This window comes from Streptosporangium sp. 'caverna' (assembly GCF_003203775.1).
In the GTDB taxonomy this organism is placed as follows: Bacteria; Actinomycetota; Actinomycetes; order Streptosporangiales; family Streptosporangiaceae; genus Streptosporangium; species Streptosporangium subroseum.
In genome coordinates this window covers 4014009-4030870 of record NZ_CP029711.1, presented here as the reverse complement: position 1 = coordinate 4030870, position 16862 = coordinate 4014009, and the positions used below count along the sequence as shown (strand labels likewise).

Here is a 16862-nt window from a genome sequence, read left to right as displayed (position 1 = left end):
CAGCCAAGCCTTCTCTAGCTCAATCACTTGTACGGACGAGTTAGAAAAACTATTCTCAACTCGATCGGACAAGTGGACGACTGAACATCGGTTTTCCAGAGTGAAAGGACCATCGTCATGGCCATCCAAGGCCCCATTCCGATCAGCTTCGAGCAGGTCTTCCCGCACGGCTGCTACATCGTCGGCGAAGTCGAGCAGGTCAAGGATTTCGACGCCTCCAACAACGGACGCACCGTCTACGCCAAGGACAAGAACACCGGGGAACTCATCTGGCAGGTCGCGGTGATGGACGCCGATCCGACCGTCAAGGCCGGGCAGAAAACGGTCTCGGTCAAGATTCTGTCCCCGGTGCAGCCGGTTCCCCCGGCGGCGCTGCCGGGCCTGCCGTTCGTGCCCGTGGAGTTCGACGCCATGACCGTCACCGCCTACGTCGGCCAGAACACCGGCCGACTGGCCTGGTCCATCCGGGCACGGGCGATGCGCGCTCCCCGCACCGCGGCTCCGGCCCGGCAGGCGGCGGCCGGCAAAGAGGTGGCCGCATGAGTGAGCACCGGCCCTACACCCTGGCCTCGGCCTCGATCGACGAACACGGCGCCCGGCTCAGCGTCTCCTTCAACACCCCTCACCTGTCGGTCATGGTGCTCGGGGCGGAGCGAAAGCGACCATTTCTGAGCCTGTCCTCCCCGGAGGCTCGGGTGTCGATCTCCACCATGGGCAGCGGTCCGGTCACCCAGCAGGACGTGACCCTCGCCCAGGACATCGCAAGCGCCGCCGCACGCTACCTGACCGACTGCGAGCACCTGCTCGCCGAACGGTCAATCGCTCCCATGCTTCCCGGCCTCAACCAGGACTCGGCGGCCTGAGAGGTAAGCGGGGCCGCCAGAAGGTGCAACTTCCGGCGGCCCCTCGGTTCTCCCCAGACGCGAATCAAGAGAGGGCTCAAGCCTAATGTTCAAGAAACTGCCTGGCGACGAGGCGCAACACCTCGTCTCCACTACCCCCGATACCGCCGTGGTCTTCCGTCCGGCCGTTCTCCGGACCCCGGCGATCGTCACCCTCATCATCTTCGCCTGGCGGCTGCTGGCCGGTGTGGTGCGGCTGCTCTGGCGCTACCCGATCGCCTCGACCATCGTCGCCGTTCCCTGTGCGCTGGCCTGGCTGTCCGGCTGGCAATGGGGCCTCGGCCTCGTCGCCCTGGTGCTGCTCGGCCTCACCGCCTGGGCACTAGTCGATCGGGCCTCGTTCGCCCGGCTGGTCGGCTGGCGGCTGCTGGCCTGCCCACCCCGGATTCTTCGTCAACCAGGGAGGCGGCATGAAGAAGAAAGACGACGACAAGCTCATGACCGTCCCCGAGATCCTCGACAGGCTCGGCGGTGTATCCGTCCGGACCCTCTACCGCTGGCGCGAGATCGGCAAATTCCCCCGCGGCCTGCGATTCCCCAACGACGAGATCCGCCTCTACCGCAGCGAGTTCGAGGCCTGGCTGGAAACCCTCCGGGAGGCGGCGTGAACACCTCCTACGACGTCAAGTTCTTCGAGATCAGCCGGAACAAGTCCAGCAAGACGCCTTCACACGTTGTGCGCTGGTCGGTCGCCCGGAAGCGCTCTTCGAAGACCTACCGCACCAAGGCTCTGGCCGAGAGCTTCCTGTCGGACCTGCGGCAGGCGGCCAAGCGCGGTGAGGCGTTCGATATCGAGAGCGGGTTCCCCCTGTCGATGATCAAGGCCAAGGATGCCCAGAACATCCTTGAATTCGTTGCGGCCTTCATCGAGATGAAGTGGCCACACGCGGCGGCCAAGAGCCGGGACAGCATGTCCGACGCGCTCTCCACTGTCCTTCCGGCCCTGACCAAGGAACATCCCGGCCGTCCCGACGCCGCGACCCTGCGGGCAGCTCTCCGGAAGCATCTCCTCCTCCCGCAGAGCAAGCGGCCCGAAGCTTCGCCGGAGATGACGCAGGCGGTCCGCTGGCTTCGATCCGCATCCCTCGACCTGGCCGCCCTGAACGACGCTAAGACGGTACGGCTGGCACTCGACGCGCTCGCCCTCCGCCTCGACGGCAAGGCCGCGGCCCCGAACACGATCGCTCGCAAGCGGGCCGTCTTCCATGCCGTCCTGGAGTACGCGGTGGAGCTGGAGGAGTTGGACGCCAATCCTCTGCACAAGGTCAAGTGGAAGCCGCCCAAGGTCACCGAGACCGTGGATCCCCGTGTCGCTGTCAATCCGCGGCAGGCTCAGGAACTCCTGACCATGGTCACCTACGTGGGTGTACGTGGCCGGGGCCGGCGGCTCATGCCGTTGTTCGCCTGTATGTACTACGCGGCGCTGCGTCCGGCCGAGGTGGTCAGTCTGCGGCTCCAGGACTGTCACCTACCGCTCAGGGGCTGGGGACGGCTGACCGTCGATGTCTCCCGGCCAGAGGTCAACACCCACTGGACGGACAGCGGGAGCACACACGAAGAACGCGGGCTCAAGCATCGTGGTCGTGACGACGTGCGCCCGGTCCCGATCCCGCCCGAACTCGTCAAGATCCTTCGGCAACACATCGACGAGTACGGGACCGGGGAAGACGGGCGTCTGTTCCGTAGCGAGCGCGGCGGAGTGATCGGCTCGACGGCCTACACCGAGGTCTGGCAAGAAGCTCGGAAGCTGGCTTTCACACCCGCTCAGGTGGCATCGCCTCTCGCGCGCAGACCGTACGACCTGAGGCATGCGGCGGTGTCTCTGTGGCTCAACGCGGGCGTCTCGGCTCCCGATGTGGCAGAGCGGGCCGGACACAGCGTGGACGTCCTCTTGCGGGTCTACGCCAAGTGCCTCGACGGGCAGAAGGAGGTGGCCAACCAGCGAATCGGTGACGCGCTGACCGTATGACCTGCCTGCCGTACGACCAGGACCCCGGAAGCGCTCCGGGGTCCTTCTGCGTTCCAGGGAATCGGTTCTCAGTGCTGTGTCACCTGGGCGGCTCGAACGGCGGCGGGAACCTGCCGGAGATAGAGCCGGAATCCTTCCGCTTCCGGCTCGAAGCCCAGCGAGGTGTAGAGGCGATGGGCTCCATCGGCGGCATGGCGCTTGTGGGACAGGAGTTGGACCTTGTTGCACCCTGCAGATCGAGCGTCACTGAGGAGTCGGCGCATAATCGCGGTGGCTATGCCTGTGCGGCGATGATCGATGGCAACCACGACTGCTTCGACAAATGCGGTGGAGGCACAGTTGTAGGTCAGGTTCGGCATCGTCATCAGCGTTGCCGTCCCGACTACCTGATCGTTGATCTCAGCGAGGTAGACGGTGAGATCGTCGGATCGCATCATTCGTGTCCAGGTCTGCTGTTCAAGATCCGAGACTGCGCGGGGAGAGTCGTCGTTGGGGTCCCGTTCGGCGGCGTATATCTGCAGGACCGCCGGCAGGTCCCCTGGACGGGCGGTTCGAACAGTGCACGTTACGACAGCGTCCATCACTTGATCAGCATGCCCGTCTTGAGCGGTCATCGCCACCAAGGCAACGCCTGCAAGCTGAGGGGTCAGACGTTGGCTGACACGGCGCCAGAAAGCCCGGATCACCTGGGAAAACACGGCCAAGATCATTGCACGCATATTGGTGGAGTGGTGACATGCGCCTGCTTGGAGCTGCGTTTGGCTGCATGTCCCGGAAAAGCAAAAGAGCCCCTTGCGGGGCTCTGAGCTGGGAAAAGCTGGTGTGGCAGGTGCGGGACTTGAACCTGCGTAGGCTGAGCCGACGGTTTTACAGGCCATTCCCGTTCTCAGCGGCTCACGGTCGTCGACCTGCGATAACGTTTCCCTCCGCGTCGACGGCGACCTTGATCGTTGCACGCCTCCCCGCACCCGCCAAGGTGGCCCGATTCCCCGAACGCATCTTGAAGTGTTCATCAAGTTCCGGATCTACGGAATCGGCGAAGGGGCTCGGCCACCTTCGACGCTGTGATCCCCTCCTATGACGAAGAGAAATTGTCCGTGCCTCGGCTGGCCACACAACTGTCATGGTCATTTCAATGGTGGTGCTCAGGTGGTTGGTCGACGCAACGGTGGCCACGAACACCAAGCTGAGATTCGGGTTGACGAGAACGGCAGACTGACAGCCATGGGCGAACAGACACAACCTGATCAGCACATGGCGGGCATGCAGGAGCAGGTGTTGCGGGGCGGCCAGGTCACGGGCGCGGTCCGAGTCGGGGACACCGTCCGCCGTCCGGCCGGCCGGGGTTTCTACGGCGACCCGGAGTTCGTCCGCGACCTGCTGCTCTTCCTGGAGCGGACTGGATGGGCGGGCGCACCCCGGTTCCTGGGATCGGACCGGCAGGGGCGGCAGATTCTGACCTTTCTGGACGGGCATGTCGCCTGGGACTGGGCGGGCGGTCAACCCGAGGCGGTCAGCGGCGATGCCAGTCTTGCCCGAGCCGGTGAGCTGACCCGGGAGCTGCATGACCTGACCACCGGTACGGCTCTTGCCGGGGATAGCGAGGTGGTCTGCCACAACGACCTGTGGCCGGGCAACATCGTCTATCGCGACCTTGGGCAGGGGCTGCGGCCGGTCGCGTTCATCGACTGGGACCTTGCCTCGCCCGGTGAACGGATCCACGATGTGGCTCGGTTGTGCTGGCAGTACGCCGGATGGTGGGAAGGCAGTGACCCGGCTGAGGTGGGCCGGCGCTCCACAGTGATCTGCGACGGGTACGGCCTGGCCGACCGCTCTCCTCTGGTCGAGACGGTGTTGTGGTGGCAGGAGCGCTGCTGGCGGGGCATCGACCAGGCGGCCGAGGCCGGGGATTCGGCGATGGCAGGGCTGCGTGCCTCGGGCGCGGTCGAGGAGATCAAGGCCGCCCACGCGTGGGTGGAGCGGCATCGCGAAGAGCTTCACTGACCGGGCTCCTCTCCAGGGCAGGACCGGGAAAGGGAGCCGATGAGCCTCGGTCCTCAGACCGGCGATCTTGTACTCATCGGCGCAACCTCATAAGCGTCGGCCAAGAGCACCGCGTTCTGAGTGACGATGTCGGCTCATGGTCCGCTTCCCCTGTGGGCGCGTCGACGGCAGACGGGACGGTCGGGCGAGCAAGGTGTCCGTGTCCGTGCAGGTCATGTTCCCGTTCTGGTTGCGATCCAGCACCGTCGCTCACCGCGCAACGCCGTGAACGCGCCCGCATCCGCAGCGAACGACAGCAACGCTGGGGCCGACCCACGCCGCGAGCAGCGTGATCCAACCCGGCCAACGTTCACGGCCGGCGCACTACTGGCGAGGTCCGCCGTGGACGGTGTCCGCCTCGGGTTCTCCGTCCTCCGACTGCTGGATCCTGGTACCAAATTCGGATGATTGCAGCCGGGCGATCAGGCACCATACAGGCATGACGCACAAGATCCGTCCGGGCGTGCCCGAGGATGTCGAAGCAAGAGAGTACGTGCGCGTGGCCACGTGGAAGACCGCCTATCGCGGGATCATGCCCGATGACTATCTCGACGCGCTCAAGGTCGAACCGGACGCGGTGGCAGGCATGGAGGAGGGGCTCGCAGGCGCCCTGGCCGAGGGGCGTACGCCGCTTCTGGTGGGGGAGATCGGCGGCAGGATCGCCGGGTTCGTCAACTTCGGCCGTTGCCGCGACGAGCGGATCGGCGGCGGCGAGGTCTTCGCCCTCTACGTACTGCCCGAGGCGCAGGCGGACGGTCTGGGCTACGCGCTCATGACAGCCGCGGTGGAGCGGCTCCGTGCCGACGGCCACGAGGAGATCGGCCTGTGGGTCGCGGCCGGCAACGCCCAGGCCCGGCACTTCTATGAGCGTTTCGGTTTCGTCTCGTCCGGCCGCGTCCAGCGCCACTCGGCTCCTCTGCCGCCGGTGGAAGAGGTCCACTACCGGCTGTCCCCATCAACGAACTCGGCCACAGCGGGGACGAACATCTCCGGATAGAGGGGTTGGGCCGGCCCCAATCCGGGTTCGTCTTTGAAGCGGCGCGCCGTCGAACCCGGCGAACGTGGGTGGACACCACACTGGCGAACTCCTGCTGAGATCACCTCACTGAGCAGGCAGTACGGCTCTCAGCGTCTCCTGTTGACTTCCGGCGTCTCATGGCCTGGAACGAATCTGGGGAGCCCGCCTGGAGGTCGCGTTCAAGCAGAGCACGCAGCCGGTCAGGCTGTCGCGACCCGGCTACGCAGGCGGTCGCTGAGTACGACGGCGTGCGGGAGCCTCCGCAGCGCGTCCGAATCCGCTGCCACGCCACGCTCTCCCAGAACGGCGACCAGGTGCGTCCAGTGTGCGGCCGCCACCTCCTCGTGGGTCTGACCTTCGGCCGGCTCGTCCGGGCCGACCACGGTCCGAGCGGTGTCCTCGATCTCGCCGACCGCCGTCGTCTCCCATAGTCCGGTGCTGCCCCAGCCCCGGTCGTCGAGCAGCGTGATCCGGCGACCGTTGTCGAGGACGGCCGAGAGCGTCGCCGACACCGATACCCGGCGCGGGTCGCTGTCAGCCCGCTCGTCGAGGTCGACGGCGGTTTCGAGATGAACGACCGTGGTCACGCGGATATCTTGCCCTGCGCTGGATGATCGAGTCCACGTCGACGGGCTGGGCCCAGGAGGTCATCACGGAGACCTGGCGGTGGTACTCCTGCCACTCGCGCGCTTGTTGCGCAGGAAGTGGGAGGCCGTACTCGCGACCTGGACTGTATCGTCGATCACCCTGACGACCTGGCGTTGGGTGTCTCGTTGGTTCTCGACGTTTCGCGTGTGACCATGAAGTCACGTGCCCTGATCGCACAGTGCGCCTACGGGCTCTACCATCTCCCGCCCACGTCCTCGGTCCCGACCGGACAGTTCAATGCAGGTCAGAGGGCATGCGCGGTCCATCCTGAACGGCTCCGAACGCCCCTGTATCGCAACCGGGAATGCAACCCCGAGGCCCCTCGATCACCGGCAGATCTGTCGTGGGCGGATGGCAGGATCATCGCCATGACAGACATTGATGATCTTCTCCGGCGAGTGTCCGTGAAGGCGAGTGCTCCCGGAGAGCCGTTGCCTCCTCCTGCGACGACGGAAGAGGTGGCGCAGACGGAGAGCGTCTTGGGTTTCGGACTTCCCTCCACACTCGCACGGCTCTACTGCGAGGTGGCCAACGGAGGCTTCGGCCCTGACTACCGGCTCTTCCCGCTCTGGGGAGAAGGGCGCACCGCGGCGAACGTCTACCGTGAGGAACGTTCGATGTCGGAGTCCGGCGGTGAAGTGCATTGGCCGGCGGGTGTCCTTCCGATCCTGGACTGGGGATGCGGCATGTACGCCGCCGTGGACTGCCGGAGCCCCGAGGGAACCGTGCTGGTCTTCGAACCGAACGGGATCGATGGCGACTGGCACCGTGCCTGGTACCTCGACTCCGAGAGTCTGGCCGGCTGGCTGGAGGTCTGGCTCTCGGAGACCGGCTGGTATGAGGAGGACGCCGGCGAAGACAGCGAGATACAGCCGTGGAAGATGGCTCGGCAACGGCTATCCGAGAGGGAGTGACCTGGTCCGATTCGACCTGGCCTCACGGACAAAAGTAGACGGCTCTCATCGACCCTCACGGTGCTCCGGCCTAGAGCTTCGGGTGCCGCCTCGGTCTCGTCCAGGATCGGTTCCGCTACGTCTGGGCTTGGACGTGCGAGACCTTCCGGGTGACGTCGGTGTTCGCCCATCGATCGTGAAGCGCCCGGCCTTCGGGGTCGAGAAGCGCCCACACCCCATCCACGATGAGAAAGACGGGCCCGGCGACCGGCACGAAGGCCAGGAACGGGAAGACCATCGTGCGGAGGGCCGTCCTTCCCACCGTCGGCCGTACCGCCGTCCGCGTGGAGATGAGGTGGATGCGCAGCAGGCGCTTGCCCGGTGTCTGGCCCCACAGACTGTGCTGCGCCCAGAAGTACAGAAACACAACGAACAAGACGAGCAGCCGTCCGAGATCTACGTTGTCCAGCGAGAGCGTCGCCTCGTTCAAGAGCCCGAAGTCCAGATAGATGGAGGACAAGAACTCGTCGACGCCGGTCAGCCGCAGGATGGGTGAGACGACGAAGTCAAGGACCACGATGACGACCGCGTAGTCGATCAGTAGCGCCACCGGCCGGCGCCAGGTCACACCGGTCGACGAGGCGGCCTCCGGCCGGCTCGAGGTGGCATCGCTCATCATCCGGGTGACGAGCAGGACGAGCGCGGCGGCGCCCAGGAGGCAGAGCTGGGTGCTTCCCCAGCTGCTCATCACCGTGGCGAACCACTCGGTACTGAGGATGGGGATCGGGCCGCCGCACTCCTCCGCCGAGGAGTAGAGGGGGGTGGCCGGCTTGATGACCGCGATCAGAACGAGAACACCTGCCGTTCGCCGTCCCACGCTCCGTGGATTCCTGCGACCTAGGCAGGCGAGAAATCCCCCCAGCACCAGCAGCGCGGGGACGGCCCATGCCTCCACGTTCTGCATGATCCCGTCGAGATCGCCGCGCAGGGGGCCCAGCGGTGATGTCTCCGACCACCTGGAACCCATGCATGCGTACATCCTGACCGGACCGGGGTGAAGCCGAAAACTCCACTCCTCCCAGGTCGGGAAGGCGGCGACGGCCGTGGCCACCGTCCAGGTCAATAATGCCGGTCTCGACAACGGGGGGAAGTTCGGCAAAACGGTCCTTTCGCAGGCTGGGGCACACTTTAGCGATCTTGGGTCAGTACGCGCCGATGACCGACCGGGGTCGGTGGAGAGGCGTTTCATTCATCGCCAGGTTCCGGCGGTTCAGCCGGTGGCCCTCGCACATACGCACTTGCTGTCTGGAAGGTTCGAGGCACCTCGGACGGAGGCCTCATCAGCCCCTGGGCGGTTCACACGCCGTCGAGCGCCCTTGAGACCGCAGGCCATGGCGGACGATTCCTAAATCCTCGCCATACGTTTCCATTGCCGGGGCCTGGCCCGGGGTGGGAAGGATTCAGGTCATGAGCGTTCCAGCTGACGGTCCGGGGCGGCGAACGCTGCTGGCAGGTGCCGTGTCCCTTGCGGGGGCGCAGCTTGCCGGTTGCTCGGCGGCCGACGTGGTGAGCAAGGCGGTGCCCGCATCTACCGCACCTACCACGGGACCGTTTCCAGACTCGCCAAAGGCCGCTTACGAACGGCTGATGAAGGGCAACAGTCGCTGGGTGACCGGCGCACTTGAACATCCTGACCGCGATCCCACACGCCGGGAGCTGCTGGCCAGCAAGCAGCAACCCTACGGAGTGGTGTTGTCGTGCATCGACTCCCGGGTCCCGCCCGAGCTCGTCTTCGACACCGGGCTGGGTGATCTGTACGTGATGCGTACCGGCGGGCTGGCCGTGGGACCGATAGTCACCGGATCCGTCGAGTACGGGCCGATGACCAGCGAGACTCCGCTGATCGTCGTACTCGGTCACCAGCGGCGCGGCGCGGTAGCCGCCGCGTACAAGTCTCTGCGGAAAGGCAAGCCGCTGCCGGGCAACCTGCAGGCGATCGTGCAGGCTCTGCGCCCGGCATACGAGCAGGCCGCGAAGGACGGCGGTGCCGACCCCGTCGAGACGATGGCGAAAGCCCAGGTGAAGCTGACCGCGGATGCCCTGCGTGGCAATCAGGACCTCGCGCCGTTGGTGAACAAAAGAGACCTGGCGGTGGTCAGCGCCTACTACTCCCTGGACACGGGTCGGGTCGAAATCCTGAACGGCGCCCCCGCCTGAGCCTGCAACATTTCGGACCCGGTGGTCTCGGCCTCCCGGCACCTCGCACGGAGGATGACCGGGTACGCGCCTGGAGCGGCTTCGGACCGCGACGGGTCAGGAGAACCGGCGGATCTGAGCTGCCAGGTCATGCAGTGATTCGAGGGGAAGCTCGACCTCGCTCCAGGGCGGTGTGAGGTCGGTGCCGGTGTAGCGCGGGACAACGTGAATGTGGAAGTGGAAAACGCTCTGCCACGCGCTCTTGCCGCTGGCGTGCCAGAGATTGATCCCCGGTGCCTGAAGTGCGCGGGTGAGTTTTCTGGACACCTGGACGGTGGCACGCATGACTGCTGACGCCTCATCGACTTCGATGTCCGAGAGGTCGTTTCGGTGTTTTCGCGGCACGACGAGCGTGTGCCCCCTGGTCGCCTGGGCGATGTTGAGAAAGGCGATCGAGTGGTCGTCTTCGTAGATGGTCTCCGAAGGTTCGCTTCCGTCAGCGATCCCGCAGAACACGCAGTGGGCGGAGTTGTTCACGTTCGGTCCTTGGCCGCAGGATTTCGCCGTCCGGGAATTCGTGGATCACCGGCAGTCTCGTAGGTGCCAATGTGGCCGGTCAAGCGCATGCGGCCGAGCCGTTCGACGGGCAGGTCGGCCAGGGACGAGCACCGGTCGGGGCAGGCCGGTGTCGCTACCGCGTCGTGAAGGCGCCGCCATTGACGTGGATGGTCTGACCGGTGATGTGCCTGGCGACCGAACTCATGCTTCCTCACCTCTCAGGCCGCGATCGTCGGCACCGCGGCGAGGTACTGAGCGAATCCTCGTGCCGAGCACCGGCTCGTGTTCGTGAGACGCTCCCGGCTCGCGAAAGCAACGCACCGGTGTGACCGGATCGGTCCGCGGCTCGACCGTCCTGTGCCTTCAATCCACCATCGAATCACCACATCCTGGACGAGTGAACAGAGCACTCGTCGTCATCGACGTTCAGGAGTCCTTCCGCCGGCTTCCGGAGTGGGAGCTCGTCTCGGAGCCGGACATCGTCGGGCAGGTCAACCGTCTGGTCTCTTCGGCGCGAGCTCACAACGAGCTTGTCGTATGGGTTCTCGGCTCGCGTCCGGGCTCCGGCACGGTGTTCGATCCGGCTCTCGGACACGTTCGTCTCATGGAAGGGCTCTTTCCTCACCCGGACGAACCGTTGATCACCAAGACGGCGCACAACGCCTTCACCACCACCAACCTCCACCAGATGCTCACACGCCGCGGCATCCGGGAACTCACCGTGTGCGGCATCCGGACCGAGCAGTGCTGCGAGACCACGACCCGGGTCGCCTCCGATCTGGGCTTCGACGTCACCTTCGCCGTTGACGCCACCGCGACCACCCCTATCCCCCACCGCGACGCTCCGGCCGGTCAGACGCTTCCACAGCTCCGTGACGACCCTCGGACCCTGGGAGTGGCTGAAATCATCGCGCGGACGGAGTACGCGCTGGCGGGGCGGTTCGCCGCCATCCGCACGGTCGACGAGTTGACCGGCGAGTAGGCTCATCGGACCATGTCACGCGTCGTCTTCCTGCTCATTCCCCAGGTGCACCTGCTCGACGTGGCCGGACCCGCTCAGGTCTTCTCCACGGCGGCCGATCTCGGCTACGGCCACACCATCTCCTACGTCTCGGAGGAGAAGGACGTCGCCACCGTGCAGGGCCTGCCGCTTCGGGCCGATGACGCGTGGCCGGACCTCGGCACCGACGATTTTGTCATCGTGCCGGGCTGGCGTGGACCGACACGCGCGGTGAGCACTGCGACCATCGACCGGCTGCGCGGCCACCACGCGGCCGGTGGCACGGTCGCCGGCGTATGCGCGGGCGTCGACGCGCTCGGCCGGGCCGGGTTGCTCAACGGCCGACGCTGCACCACTCATCACACGGTCCAGGACGAACTGTCCCGCCTGTATCCGGAGGCGGTGGTCGTCCGCGACGTGCTCTACGTCGCGGACGACCGGGTCGTCACCTCCGCGGGGGTGGCCAGCGGCATCGACGTGGCCCTGCATCTTCTGCGCACTCGACACGGGCCGCGCGCCGCCGGGCAGGTCGCCCGGACCATGGTCGTCTACGCTCACCGCAACGGACAGGCCCATCAGGTCAGCGTGATGTTCCGGCACCGCTCACACGTCGACGAGACCGTGCACCGCATCCAGGATCTGATCGACGCACGCTTCACCGAGCGCCTGCCACTCGGCCTGCTCGCCGAGACGGTGGGATGCAGCGAACGGACCGTGACCCGGCTGTTTCGGACCGCGACCGGAACGACGCCGTTGGGCTACCAGACCGCGCTCCGTCTGGAAAGGGCCGAGCACCTCATCGGGCAGGGCTCGACGACCGAGGCGGCCGCCCGGGAGATCGGCTTCGAAGACGCCCGGATGCTCCGTCGCCTGCGCGCCCGCGAACAGGCTGGAAAACCCCGGTCACCGGTACGACGGTGACAGCGGACCATCAGCCAAGCAGGCGGGACAGGCGTGAACGTCCTTCTTCGGGTCCACGCCATATGCGTTTACGGCCGATGCCAGGTCGCGGTGTCGACGGTTTACATCGGCGTGCTGTTGCTGGTCGGCCTCACCGGCATCCAGCTGGACTTCAAACTGGTACGGCGCCGCGGCGCCACCGCGGCGAAGATCGGCATCGCGGGGTTCGTCATACCGCTGGGGTTCGGCATCGCCACGGGATATCTGCTGCCCGCCTCGCTGCTCGCCAACAACGTGGACGTCACCGTCTTCGCGATGGCTGGGAGGCCCTTGCCCTGGGGGCGGGTATGAACGCGCGCGGGGTCGTCGAGGTCATCGTCGCGATGGTGGGGCTGCGGCTCGGCGTGCTCAACGACGAGACCTACACGATCATCATCCTCGTCGCCATCGTGACCTCGCTCATGGCCCCGCCGATCCTGCGGTTCACGATGAACCGCGTCGAGCAGACCGCCGAGGAGAGACTGCGCCTCGCCGAACACGACGAGCTGGTCCGCTGAACCCGCCGTGACACCGGAGTGCCCGGCCGGAGCGGGAGTGCCGCCCCGGCAGGAACGCTCAGCCGAGGCCGTTCTTCGTGGCGGTGATCAGCTCACCGTCGGGCGCGACTCTCGAAAAGCCCGTTCCCAACGGTCCCCGCACCGGCAAAGTCGCCGAATGACGTCGAACATGGGTGAGGGTATCGGGGAGCCTTCTCGCCTCACGATGCCCTCACCGTCGCAGCGGTCGGTTGGCGCTCGTTATTTCATGCCCGGCTCCCACCGCCCGGTGTAGGTGGCGAAGATCTTGGAAAAGTCCCAGGGCTCCTGAGTGACACCGCTGCAGTTCGGGCCGAAGGTGTCGGCGCTGCCGGGGCAGGAGACGTCCCGGCCGGTCGACCACATGGAGAGCATTCCGATGCCGTTGCTCCTGGCGAACTCCGCCACCTGGTTGGCGTGGGCCGGTGTGAAGAAGGCCTTCCTGCCCATGCTGTCCTTCTGATCGGCGTTGTTGCCGAGGTTGGGCGTCACCCCTATCATCCGCCAGAGCGCGGCGGCCGATTTTCTCGGATATTCGGCTTCGAGCTGCGCGTGGAGACCGTTGGCGCCCTGGATGACGTAATCGCCGTACCTGGTGCTGTCGGCGGCGGCCTCACCGAACATCATGGCCATGATGTTGACGACGTCGAGGCGGACGGCGGCATTCTTCATCGCGTGGAGTACGCCCAGGCCGTCAGCGGTCAGACCGGTCGGCAGAACCGGGAGGGTGAGGGAGACCGACAGGTGCTTGCCCGCGGCGGTGTACTCGTCCTGGATCTCCTTGATCGCGCGGGCCCGGCGCCCCAGGGACGGACGGTCCCGCTGCGCGCCGCCTTCGATGTCGAAGTCGACCTTGGTGGCCTTGTACCGGTCGAGGATCTCCCGATACTCCGTGGCCAGGGCGTCTTCCTCGCATACTTGGGCGAGCTCCTTCCCGTTCTCGCCGCCGAACGAGAGGACCACGTCCCCGCCCTCGTCCCGAAGCTTGTTGATCTGCGGGACCAGATGGTTTCCCCGCGCGTCCAACGCCTCCGTACCGGTCCAGGCCCCACGGCAGTCGGTCCCCTTGGCCGCCGTGATGAAGCCGAGGTTGAACTGCTTGATGCCCGTCTTGGTGGAGATATCCGCCAGGTTCGGGGTGGGCCCTCCGGCGGCGTCGACGAACGGCATGGCGAAGGTCCGGGCATCGATACCCGGCCTGGCCGGGATCGGCTTGCCGGTCGAGGTGACCTTGTATCCGACCGTGACCGTCTTCGTGGCGCCCGGGGCGAAGTCCTTGTCCCACGCCGGATTGGTCATGAGCGCGTAACCGTCGTCGACCTGGGCGTCCTTGTTGACCAGCTCGCCGTCGCCCCAGGCGTCGTCGGCGACGGTCCCCTCCTCCGGACCGACCGCGAAGCCCCAGTCCCTGAGGGCGTTCGTCCCCTCGTTCTTCGCGGTGTAGACGACCTGGTAGTAGTCGCTCGGTTCCTGTGCGTTCTGCGTGATCTTCAAATTCGGGTTGGACACCCAGGTCTCTCCGGGCTGGGGTGGTGCGGGGGGCCGGACCTCTTCACCGGCGCCGACGTCGCCCGTGCAGGGCATGCCGTTCGCGGTGCAGCTGAGCAGGCGTTCGATCTTCCCGATGCCGGTGAAGGAGGCGGTACGGGAAGCACCCTTCGCAATCGTTCTGGCCCAGTCACCTACGGGGGTGACGGTCACCGTGCCCCCGTTCACATCTCTCTTCCCGTCACCCCACATGTTCGTGATCGTGACGCCTTCCGACAGGGCGAACATCACGGTCCATTCGTTGATGTCCTCCTCCCCCGTGTTGGTGAGCTTGATCTCGCCGTCGAAAGTGGCGCCCCAGTCCTTGATCGTGGCGACGGCGCTCAGCGGGTCGGGAAACACGGCCGGCTCCGGGCTCGCCACGAGCGGTCCCGGGCTCGCCACGGCCGATCCTGGGTTCGCTGCGGCCGGTTCCGGGGTTGCGGCGGCCGGTTCTGGGTTCGCCGCGGTCGCCGGTGTGACAGCCCCTCCGATGGCCACCGCGGCAATAGCCGCGCATATAACCGATCTATTCATTAGGTTCATCTTTCGATCCCACCGTTTCGAGCTTCCATGAATAGACTGTTATTAAACGCCTGCATTTCACCCATATGACACCGATCACATGACAGAAATCGGAGAGTCGATTAGCTGGAACACCAGGTCGGAGCCATGACCTTGTTGTATCCCGCGCACGCGATCCAGCCGGGGATCGACGCGCCCGTTTCATGACGAGCACTTTTCGCCGATCGCCACAGACAATGGCCGGTTCGAGTAGATCTGCGCACGAATTTATCGCGACGGCCGGCGAAGAGCATCATGGCACAGCAAACGTTGAGCGACATCCGGCCGAACAGCCCCCCACCCATCCCCGTTCGACGTCAGGTGCGGGTTTTTCCATCTCTCCCAACGGGAAACATGTAATTCCACAAAGAAAAATCCCGGCCTGAGACGCCTCAGACCAGGCAAGATCATCTGATACGGGCTTATCTCACCGACCATGCGATATGAATCACCCTGAATTTCAGGGAAACCTCGGCGATTATTCCAATGGATTCGCCGGACCGATATCGAGCATGGTGTGAGACATCGAACTCTTCCGGCGGGGATCCGCTCTGATGAGACTACGCATCACCTGTGCGCCGGCGATCGGGGTGTCGGCGGGTCCGGCCTGCCGGGAGAAGCGGGACTCGGCCACGGCCGGCGCCCGGTGACGTGCCGCCTCGGATCATCGGGATAGGGCCTCGGCGTCCAGGGCCGCGACGACGCCGTCATAGGTCCGGCGGGCACGTTCAGGGGTCCCGTGAATGGCTATGATCCCGACCTTCCCCGTGTGCTCGATTCCTCCGAGCATGTAGAAGATCGCGCCGCACCTGGTGGCGCTGCTGTAGCCCAACCCATGCCGGAGAGCGATGTCGATGACATCGTCGGGGCCGAACATCCGATACTTGTCGCGTTGCAGCCTGTCACTCGCGTAGTAGCACCGAGGTTCGCCATCGGGAGTGAGATACTCGGCCGAATCACGGCTGTAGCGACCCTCGACCAGGCCGTGCAGATGAAAATAGGGCGTCGTTCCGCCGCCGACGCGCAGATTCGTTTCGAGCGCGTAGTGACTCCAACCGGCAGGGGTTCGCTCCGACACGAAGTCGATGCTGAGCAGTCCAAGAGCGGACCTGTCGGCAAGGGCTTTCCCCGCTCGTAAGGCGAGTGCCTGGATATCCATCCGATACGACGGGTGAGCGGGAAAAGCCGAGGCGACGAAGACCTGCTTCACGGTCCCGCCGAGTATCTGGTCGTGGGTCGTCAGAACGCGCACCTCGCCCGTCGGGGTGATGTCGAGCTGTGCGGCCGGAGACCGAGTCTCCGCGGCATCGACATGACGTTCTACGATCCCGCCCATCTCCTGCCACTTGGCCATATAGCTTTCCCAGGTGTCCGTGCCCGTCCCGAACACGACACGTTGCGGAAGCTCTCGCTTGACCCAGTCCCCCAGGCCGGCATCGGGGGCGCCGTCGAAGGAGAAGAGCCCGTTCCCGCCACCGGCGAAGCTGTCGTTCAACTTGATGACGGCGCCGCGCACTTCCGGGTGGGCGGACTTCAGCTCGGCCAGCGCCTGTATCAGGTCGCCTTCGTCTCTCAGGTCCTCGTACCCTTCCAGGACCGGGACGCCGGCCGCCCGGAAGAACCGTCGCGCTCCGCTCTTGGAACCCAGGTACGACAGGGCCGGATCGCACGCGTAAAGAGGTATCCCCAGGCGCACAGCCAGCGTGCGCTCGGGTGACCCACTGCTGTAGGTCACCAGGCAGGCCTGGGACGAGCCCGAGACTTCCCGCCGGATCTGCTCGACCAGGTCCGGCCGGCCCAGAACCTTCTGGGAAAGGGGCACCGGATCACCATCGGCACAGTCCAGAAAGGTGAGACGGCGACGGGCATGGGAATTGGGCAGAGAGGTGACGGTGTCGAGTGCGTACTCGATGACCGTCGGGTGAAGCCGCCTGTTGGTCACATAGATGACCCGCGTATCCGGATCGCGGAGCAACTGCATGGTGAAGAGGAGCCGCTCCTCATAGTGGATCATGCCCGGAATCTTCCGCAGTTCGTCACCGTCCAGGCTCACGCTGGGCACCACGACG

18 protein-coding genes are annotated in these 16862 nt (G+C 65.7%); 12 read left to right on the top strand and 6 right to left on the bottom strand.

Annotated features, from left to right (window positions below; all coding sequences use genetic code 11):
• The first annotated feature begins 117 nt into the window (after window positions 1-117).
• The 4 genes from DKM19_RS17820 to DKM19_RS17805 all read left to right on the top strand — a co-directional run bounded on the left by DKM19_RS17820 (window position 118) and on the right by DKM19_RS17805 (window position 2871).
• Window positions 118-543 (top strand): plasmid replication, integration and excision activator, encoded by a 426-nt coding sequence (locus DKM19_RS17820; RefSeq protein ID WP_110696668.1) that lies wholly within the window; start codon window positions 118-120, stop codon window positions 541-543.
• Window positions 540-863 (top strand): hypothetical protein, encoded by a 324-nt coding sequence (locus DKM19_RS17815; protein ID WP_110696667.1) that lies wholly within the window; start codon window positions 540-542, stop codon window positions 861-863. The genes DKM19_RS17820 and DKM19_RS17815 overlap by 4 nt, the downstream gene beginning before the upstream one ends.
• Before the next feature lie 449 nt (window positions 864-1312).
• The gene (locus DKM19_RS17810) at window positions 1313-1510 is read left to right on the top strand and encodes an AlpA family transcriptional regulator (protein ID WP_110696666.1); all 198 of its coding nucleotides are present in this window, start codon (window positions 1313-1315) and stop codon (window positions 1508-1510) included.
• Window positions 1507-2871 (top strand): tyrosine-type recombinase/integrase, encoded by a 1365-nt coding sequence (locus DKM19_RS17805; RefSeq protein WP_110696665.1) that lies wholly within the window; start codon window positions 1507-1509, stop codon window positions 2869-2871. Before DKM19_RS17810 ends, DKM19_RS17805 begins: the two co-directional genes overlap by 4 nt.
• A 68-nt stretch (window positions 2872-2939) precedes the next feature.
• Here the strand turns inward: DKM19_RS17805 and DKM19_RS17800 are convergent, their stop codons facing one another.
• Window positions 2940-3581: a GNAT family N-acetyltransferase gene (locus DKM19_RS17800; protein WP_162641556.1), complete on the bottom strand. Its 642-nt coding sequence runs from the start codon at window positions 3579-3581 to the stop codon at window positions 2940-2942.
• Between the two features lie 514 nt (window positions 3582-4095).
• Here DKM19_RS17800 and DKM19_RS17795 point away from each other — a divergent pair.
• Both DKM19_RS17795 and DKM19_RS17785 read left to right on the top strand, forming a co-directional pair.
• Window positions 4096-4875, top strand: coding sequence for a phosphotransferase (locus DKM19_RS17795; protein WP_239514304.1), 780 nt, complete (start codon window positions 4096-4098; stop codon window positions 4873-4875).
• Window positions 4876-5353: 478 nt separating this feature from the next.
• Window positions 5354-5911, top strand: coding sequence for a GNAT family N-acetyltransferase (locus DKM19_RS17785; RefSeq protein WP_110696662.1), 558 nt, complete (start codon window positions 5354-5356; stop codon window positions 5909-5911).
• 221 nt (window positions 5912-6132) lie between these two features.
• Here the strand turns inward: DKM19_RS17785 and DKM19_RS17780 are convergent, their stop codons facing one another.
• Window positions 6133-6519: a hypothetical protein gene (locus DKM19_RS17780; RefSeq protein WP_204358839.1), complete on the bottom strand. Its 387-nt coding sequence runs from the start codon at window positions 6517-6519 to the stop codon at window positions 6133-6135.
• A 429-nt stretch (window positions 6520-6948) separates the two neighbouring features.
• Here DKM19_RS17780 and DKM19_RS17775 point away from each other — a divergent pair, with 429 nt between their 5' ends.
• Complete coding sequence (locus DKM19_RS17775; protein WP_110696660.1) at window positions 6949-7494, top strand: SMI1/KNR4 family protein; 546 nt, start codon at window positions 6949-6951, stop codon at window positions 7492-7494.
• Between the two features lie 115 nt (window positions 7495-7609).
• Here DKM19_RS17775 and DKM19_RS17770 read toward each other — a convergent pair whose 3' ends face one another.
• Window positions 7610-8500 carry an RDD family protein gene (locus DKM19_RS17770; protein ID WP_162641555.1) on the bottom strand — a complete coding sequence of 297 codons (891 nt, stop codon included), beginning with the start codon at window positions 8498-8500 and terminating at the stop codon, window positions 7610-7612.
• 440 nt (window positions 8501-8940) lie between these two features.
• Between DKM19_RS17770 and DKM19_RS17765 the strand changes: the two genes are divergently transcribed.
• Window positions 8941-9690, top strand: coding sequence for a carbonic anhydrase (locus DKM19_RS17765; protein ID WP_204358838.1), 750 nt, complete (start codon window positions 8941-8943; stop codon window positions 9688-9690).
• 96 nt (window positions 9691-9786) lie between these two features.
• On the opposite strand, the gene DKM19_RS17760 is transcribed toward DKM19_RS17765, so the two are convergent.
• Window positions 9787-10206, bottom strand: coding sequence for an HIT family protein (locus DKM19_RS17760; protein WP_110696657.1), 420 nt, complete (start codon window positions 10204-10206; stop codon window positions 9787-9789).
• Between the two features lie 418 nt (window positions 10207-10624).
• On the opposite strand from DKM19_RS17760, the gene DKM19_RS17755 reads away from it, so the two are divergent.
• From DKM19_RS17755 to DKM19_RS17745, 4 genes are read left to right on the top strand one after another with little or no spacing between them, the layout of a single operon-like run.
• Window positions 10625-11209, top strand: a complete 585-nt coding sequence (locus DKM19_RS17755) for a cysteine hydrolase family protein (protein ID WP_110696656.1) — start codon at window positions 10625-10627, stop codon at window positions 11207-11209.
• Between the two features lie 12 nt (window positions 11210-11221).
• On the top strand, window positions 11222-12148 hold the full coding sequence (locus DKM19_RS17750) for a GlxA family transcriptional regulator (protein ID WP_110696655.1): 927 nt from the start codon (window positions 11222-11224) through the stop codon (window positions 12146-12148).
• Window positions 12149-12181: 33 nt separating this feature from the next.
• Window positions 12182-12478 carry a hypothetical protein gene (locus DKM19_RS49510; RefSeq protein WP_162641144.1) on the top strand — a complete coding sequence of 99 codons (297 nt, stop codon included), beginning with the start codon at window positions 12182-12184 and terminating at the stop codon, window positions 12476-12478.
• Entirely contained in the window at window positions 12475-12684 is a 210-nt protein-coding gene (locus DKM19_RS17745) for a hypothetical protein (protein ID WP_239514303.1), read from the top strand. The genes DKM19_RS49510 and DKM19_RS17745 overlap by 4 nt, the downstream gene beginning before the upstream one ends.
• A 240-nt stretch (window positions 12685-12924) precedes the next feature.
• Here DKM19_RS17745 and DKM19_RS17740 read toward each other — a convergent pair whose 3' ends face one another.
• Together DKM19_RS17740 and DKM19_RS17735 are read right to left on the bottom strand one after the other, a co-directional pair.
• Window positions 12925-14634, bottom strand: coding sequence for a cellulose binding domain-containing protein (locus tag DKM19_RS17740; protein ID WP_162641554.1), 1710 nt, complete (start codon window positions 14632-14634; stop codon window positions 12925-12927).
• 823 nt (window positions 14635-15457) lie between these two features.
• Complete coding sequence (locus DKM19_RS17735; protein WP_204358837.1) at window positions 15458-16774, bottom strand: peptide ligase PGM1-related protein; 1317 nt, start codon at window positions 16772-16774, stop codon at window positions 15458-15460.
• Window positions 16775-16862: the final 88 nt, after the last annotated feature.

Bases quoted from the DNA above. Each gene is read 5' to 3' on its own strand.
- DKM19_RS17775 (WP_110696660.1), top strand. From the start codon at position 6,949: ATGACAGACATTGATGATCTTCTCCGGCGAGTGTCCGTGAAGGCGAGT.
- DKM19_RS17765 (WP_204358838.1), top strand. From the start codon at position 8,941: ATGAGCGTTCCAGCTGACGGTCCGGGGCGGCGAACGCTGCTGGCAGGT.
- DKM19_RS17800 (WP_162641556.1), bottom strand. From the start codon at position 3,581: ATGATCTTGGCCGTGTTTTCCCAGGTGATCCGGGCTTTCTGGCGCCGT.
- DKM19_RS17810 (WP_110696666.1), top strand. From the start codon at position 1,313: ATGAAGAAGAAAGACGACGACAAGCTCATGACCGTCCCCGAGATCCTC.
- DKM19_RS17750 (WP_110696655.1), top strand. From the start codon at position 11,222: ATGTCACGCGTCGTCTTCCTGCTCATTCCCCAGGTGCACCTGCTCGAC.
- DKM19_RS17795 (WP_239514304.1), top strand. From the start codon at position 4,096: ATGGGCGAACAGACACAACCTGATCAGCACATGGCGGGCATGCAGGAG.
- DKM19_RS17785 (WP_110696662.1), top strand. From the start codon at position 5,354: ATGACGCACAAGATCCGTCCGGGCGTGCCCGAGGATGTCGAAGCAAGA.
- DKM19_RS17770 (WP_162641555.1), bottom strand. From the start codon at position 8,500: ATGGGTTCCAGGTGGTCGGAGACATCACCGCTGGGCCCCCTGCGCGGC.
- DKM19_RS17745 (WP_239514303.1), top strand. From the start codon at position 12,475: ATGAACGCGCGCGGGGTCGTCGAGGTCATCGTCGCGATGGTGGGGCTG.
- DKM19_RS17735 (WP_204358837.1), bottom strand. From the start codon at position 16,774: ATGCAGTTGCTCCGCGATCCGGATACGCGGGTCATCTATGTGACCAAC.
- DKM19_RS17820 (WP_110696668.1), top strand. From the start codon at position 118: ATGGCCATCCAAGGCCCCATTCCGATCAGCTTCGAGCAGGTCTTCCCG.
- DKM19_RS17815 (WP_110696667.1), top strand. From the start codon at position 540: ATGAGTGAGCACCGGCCCTACACCCTGGCCTCGGCCTCGATCGACGAA.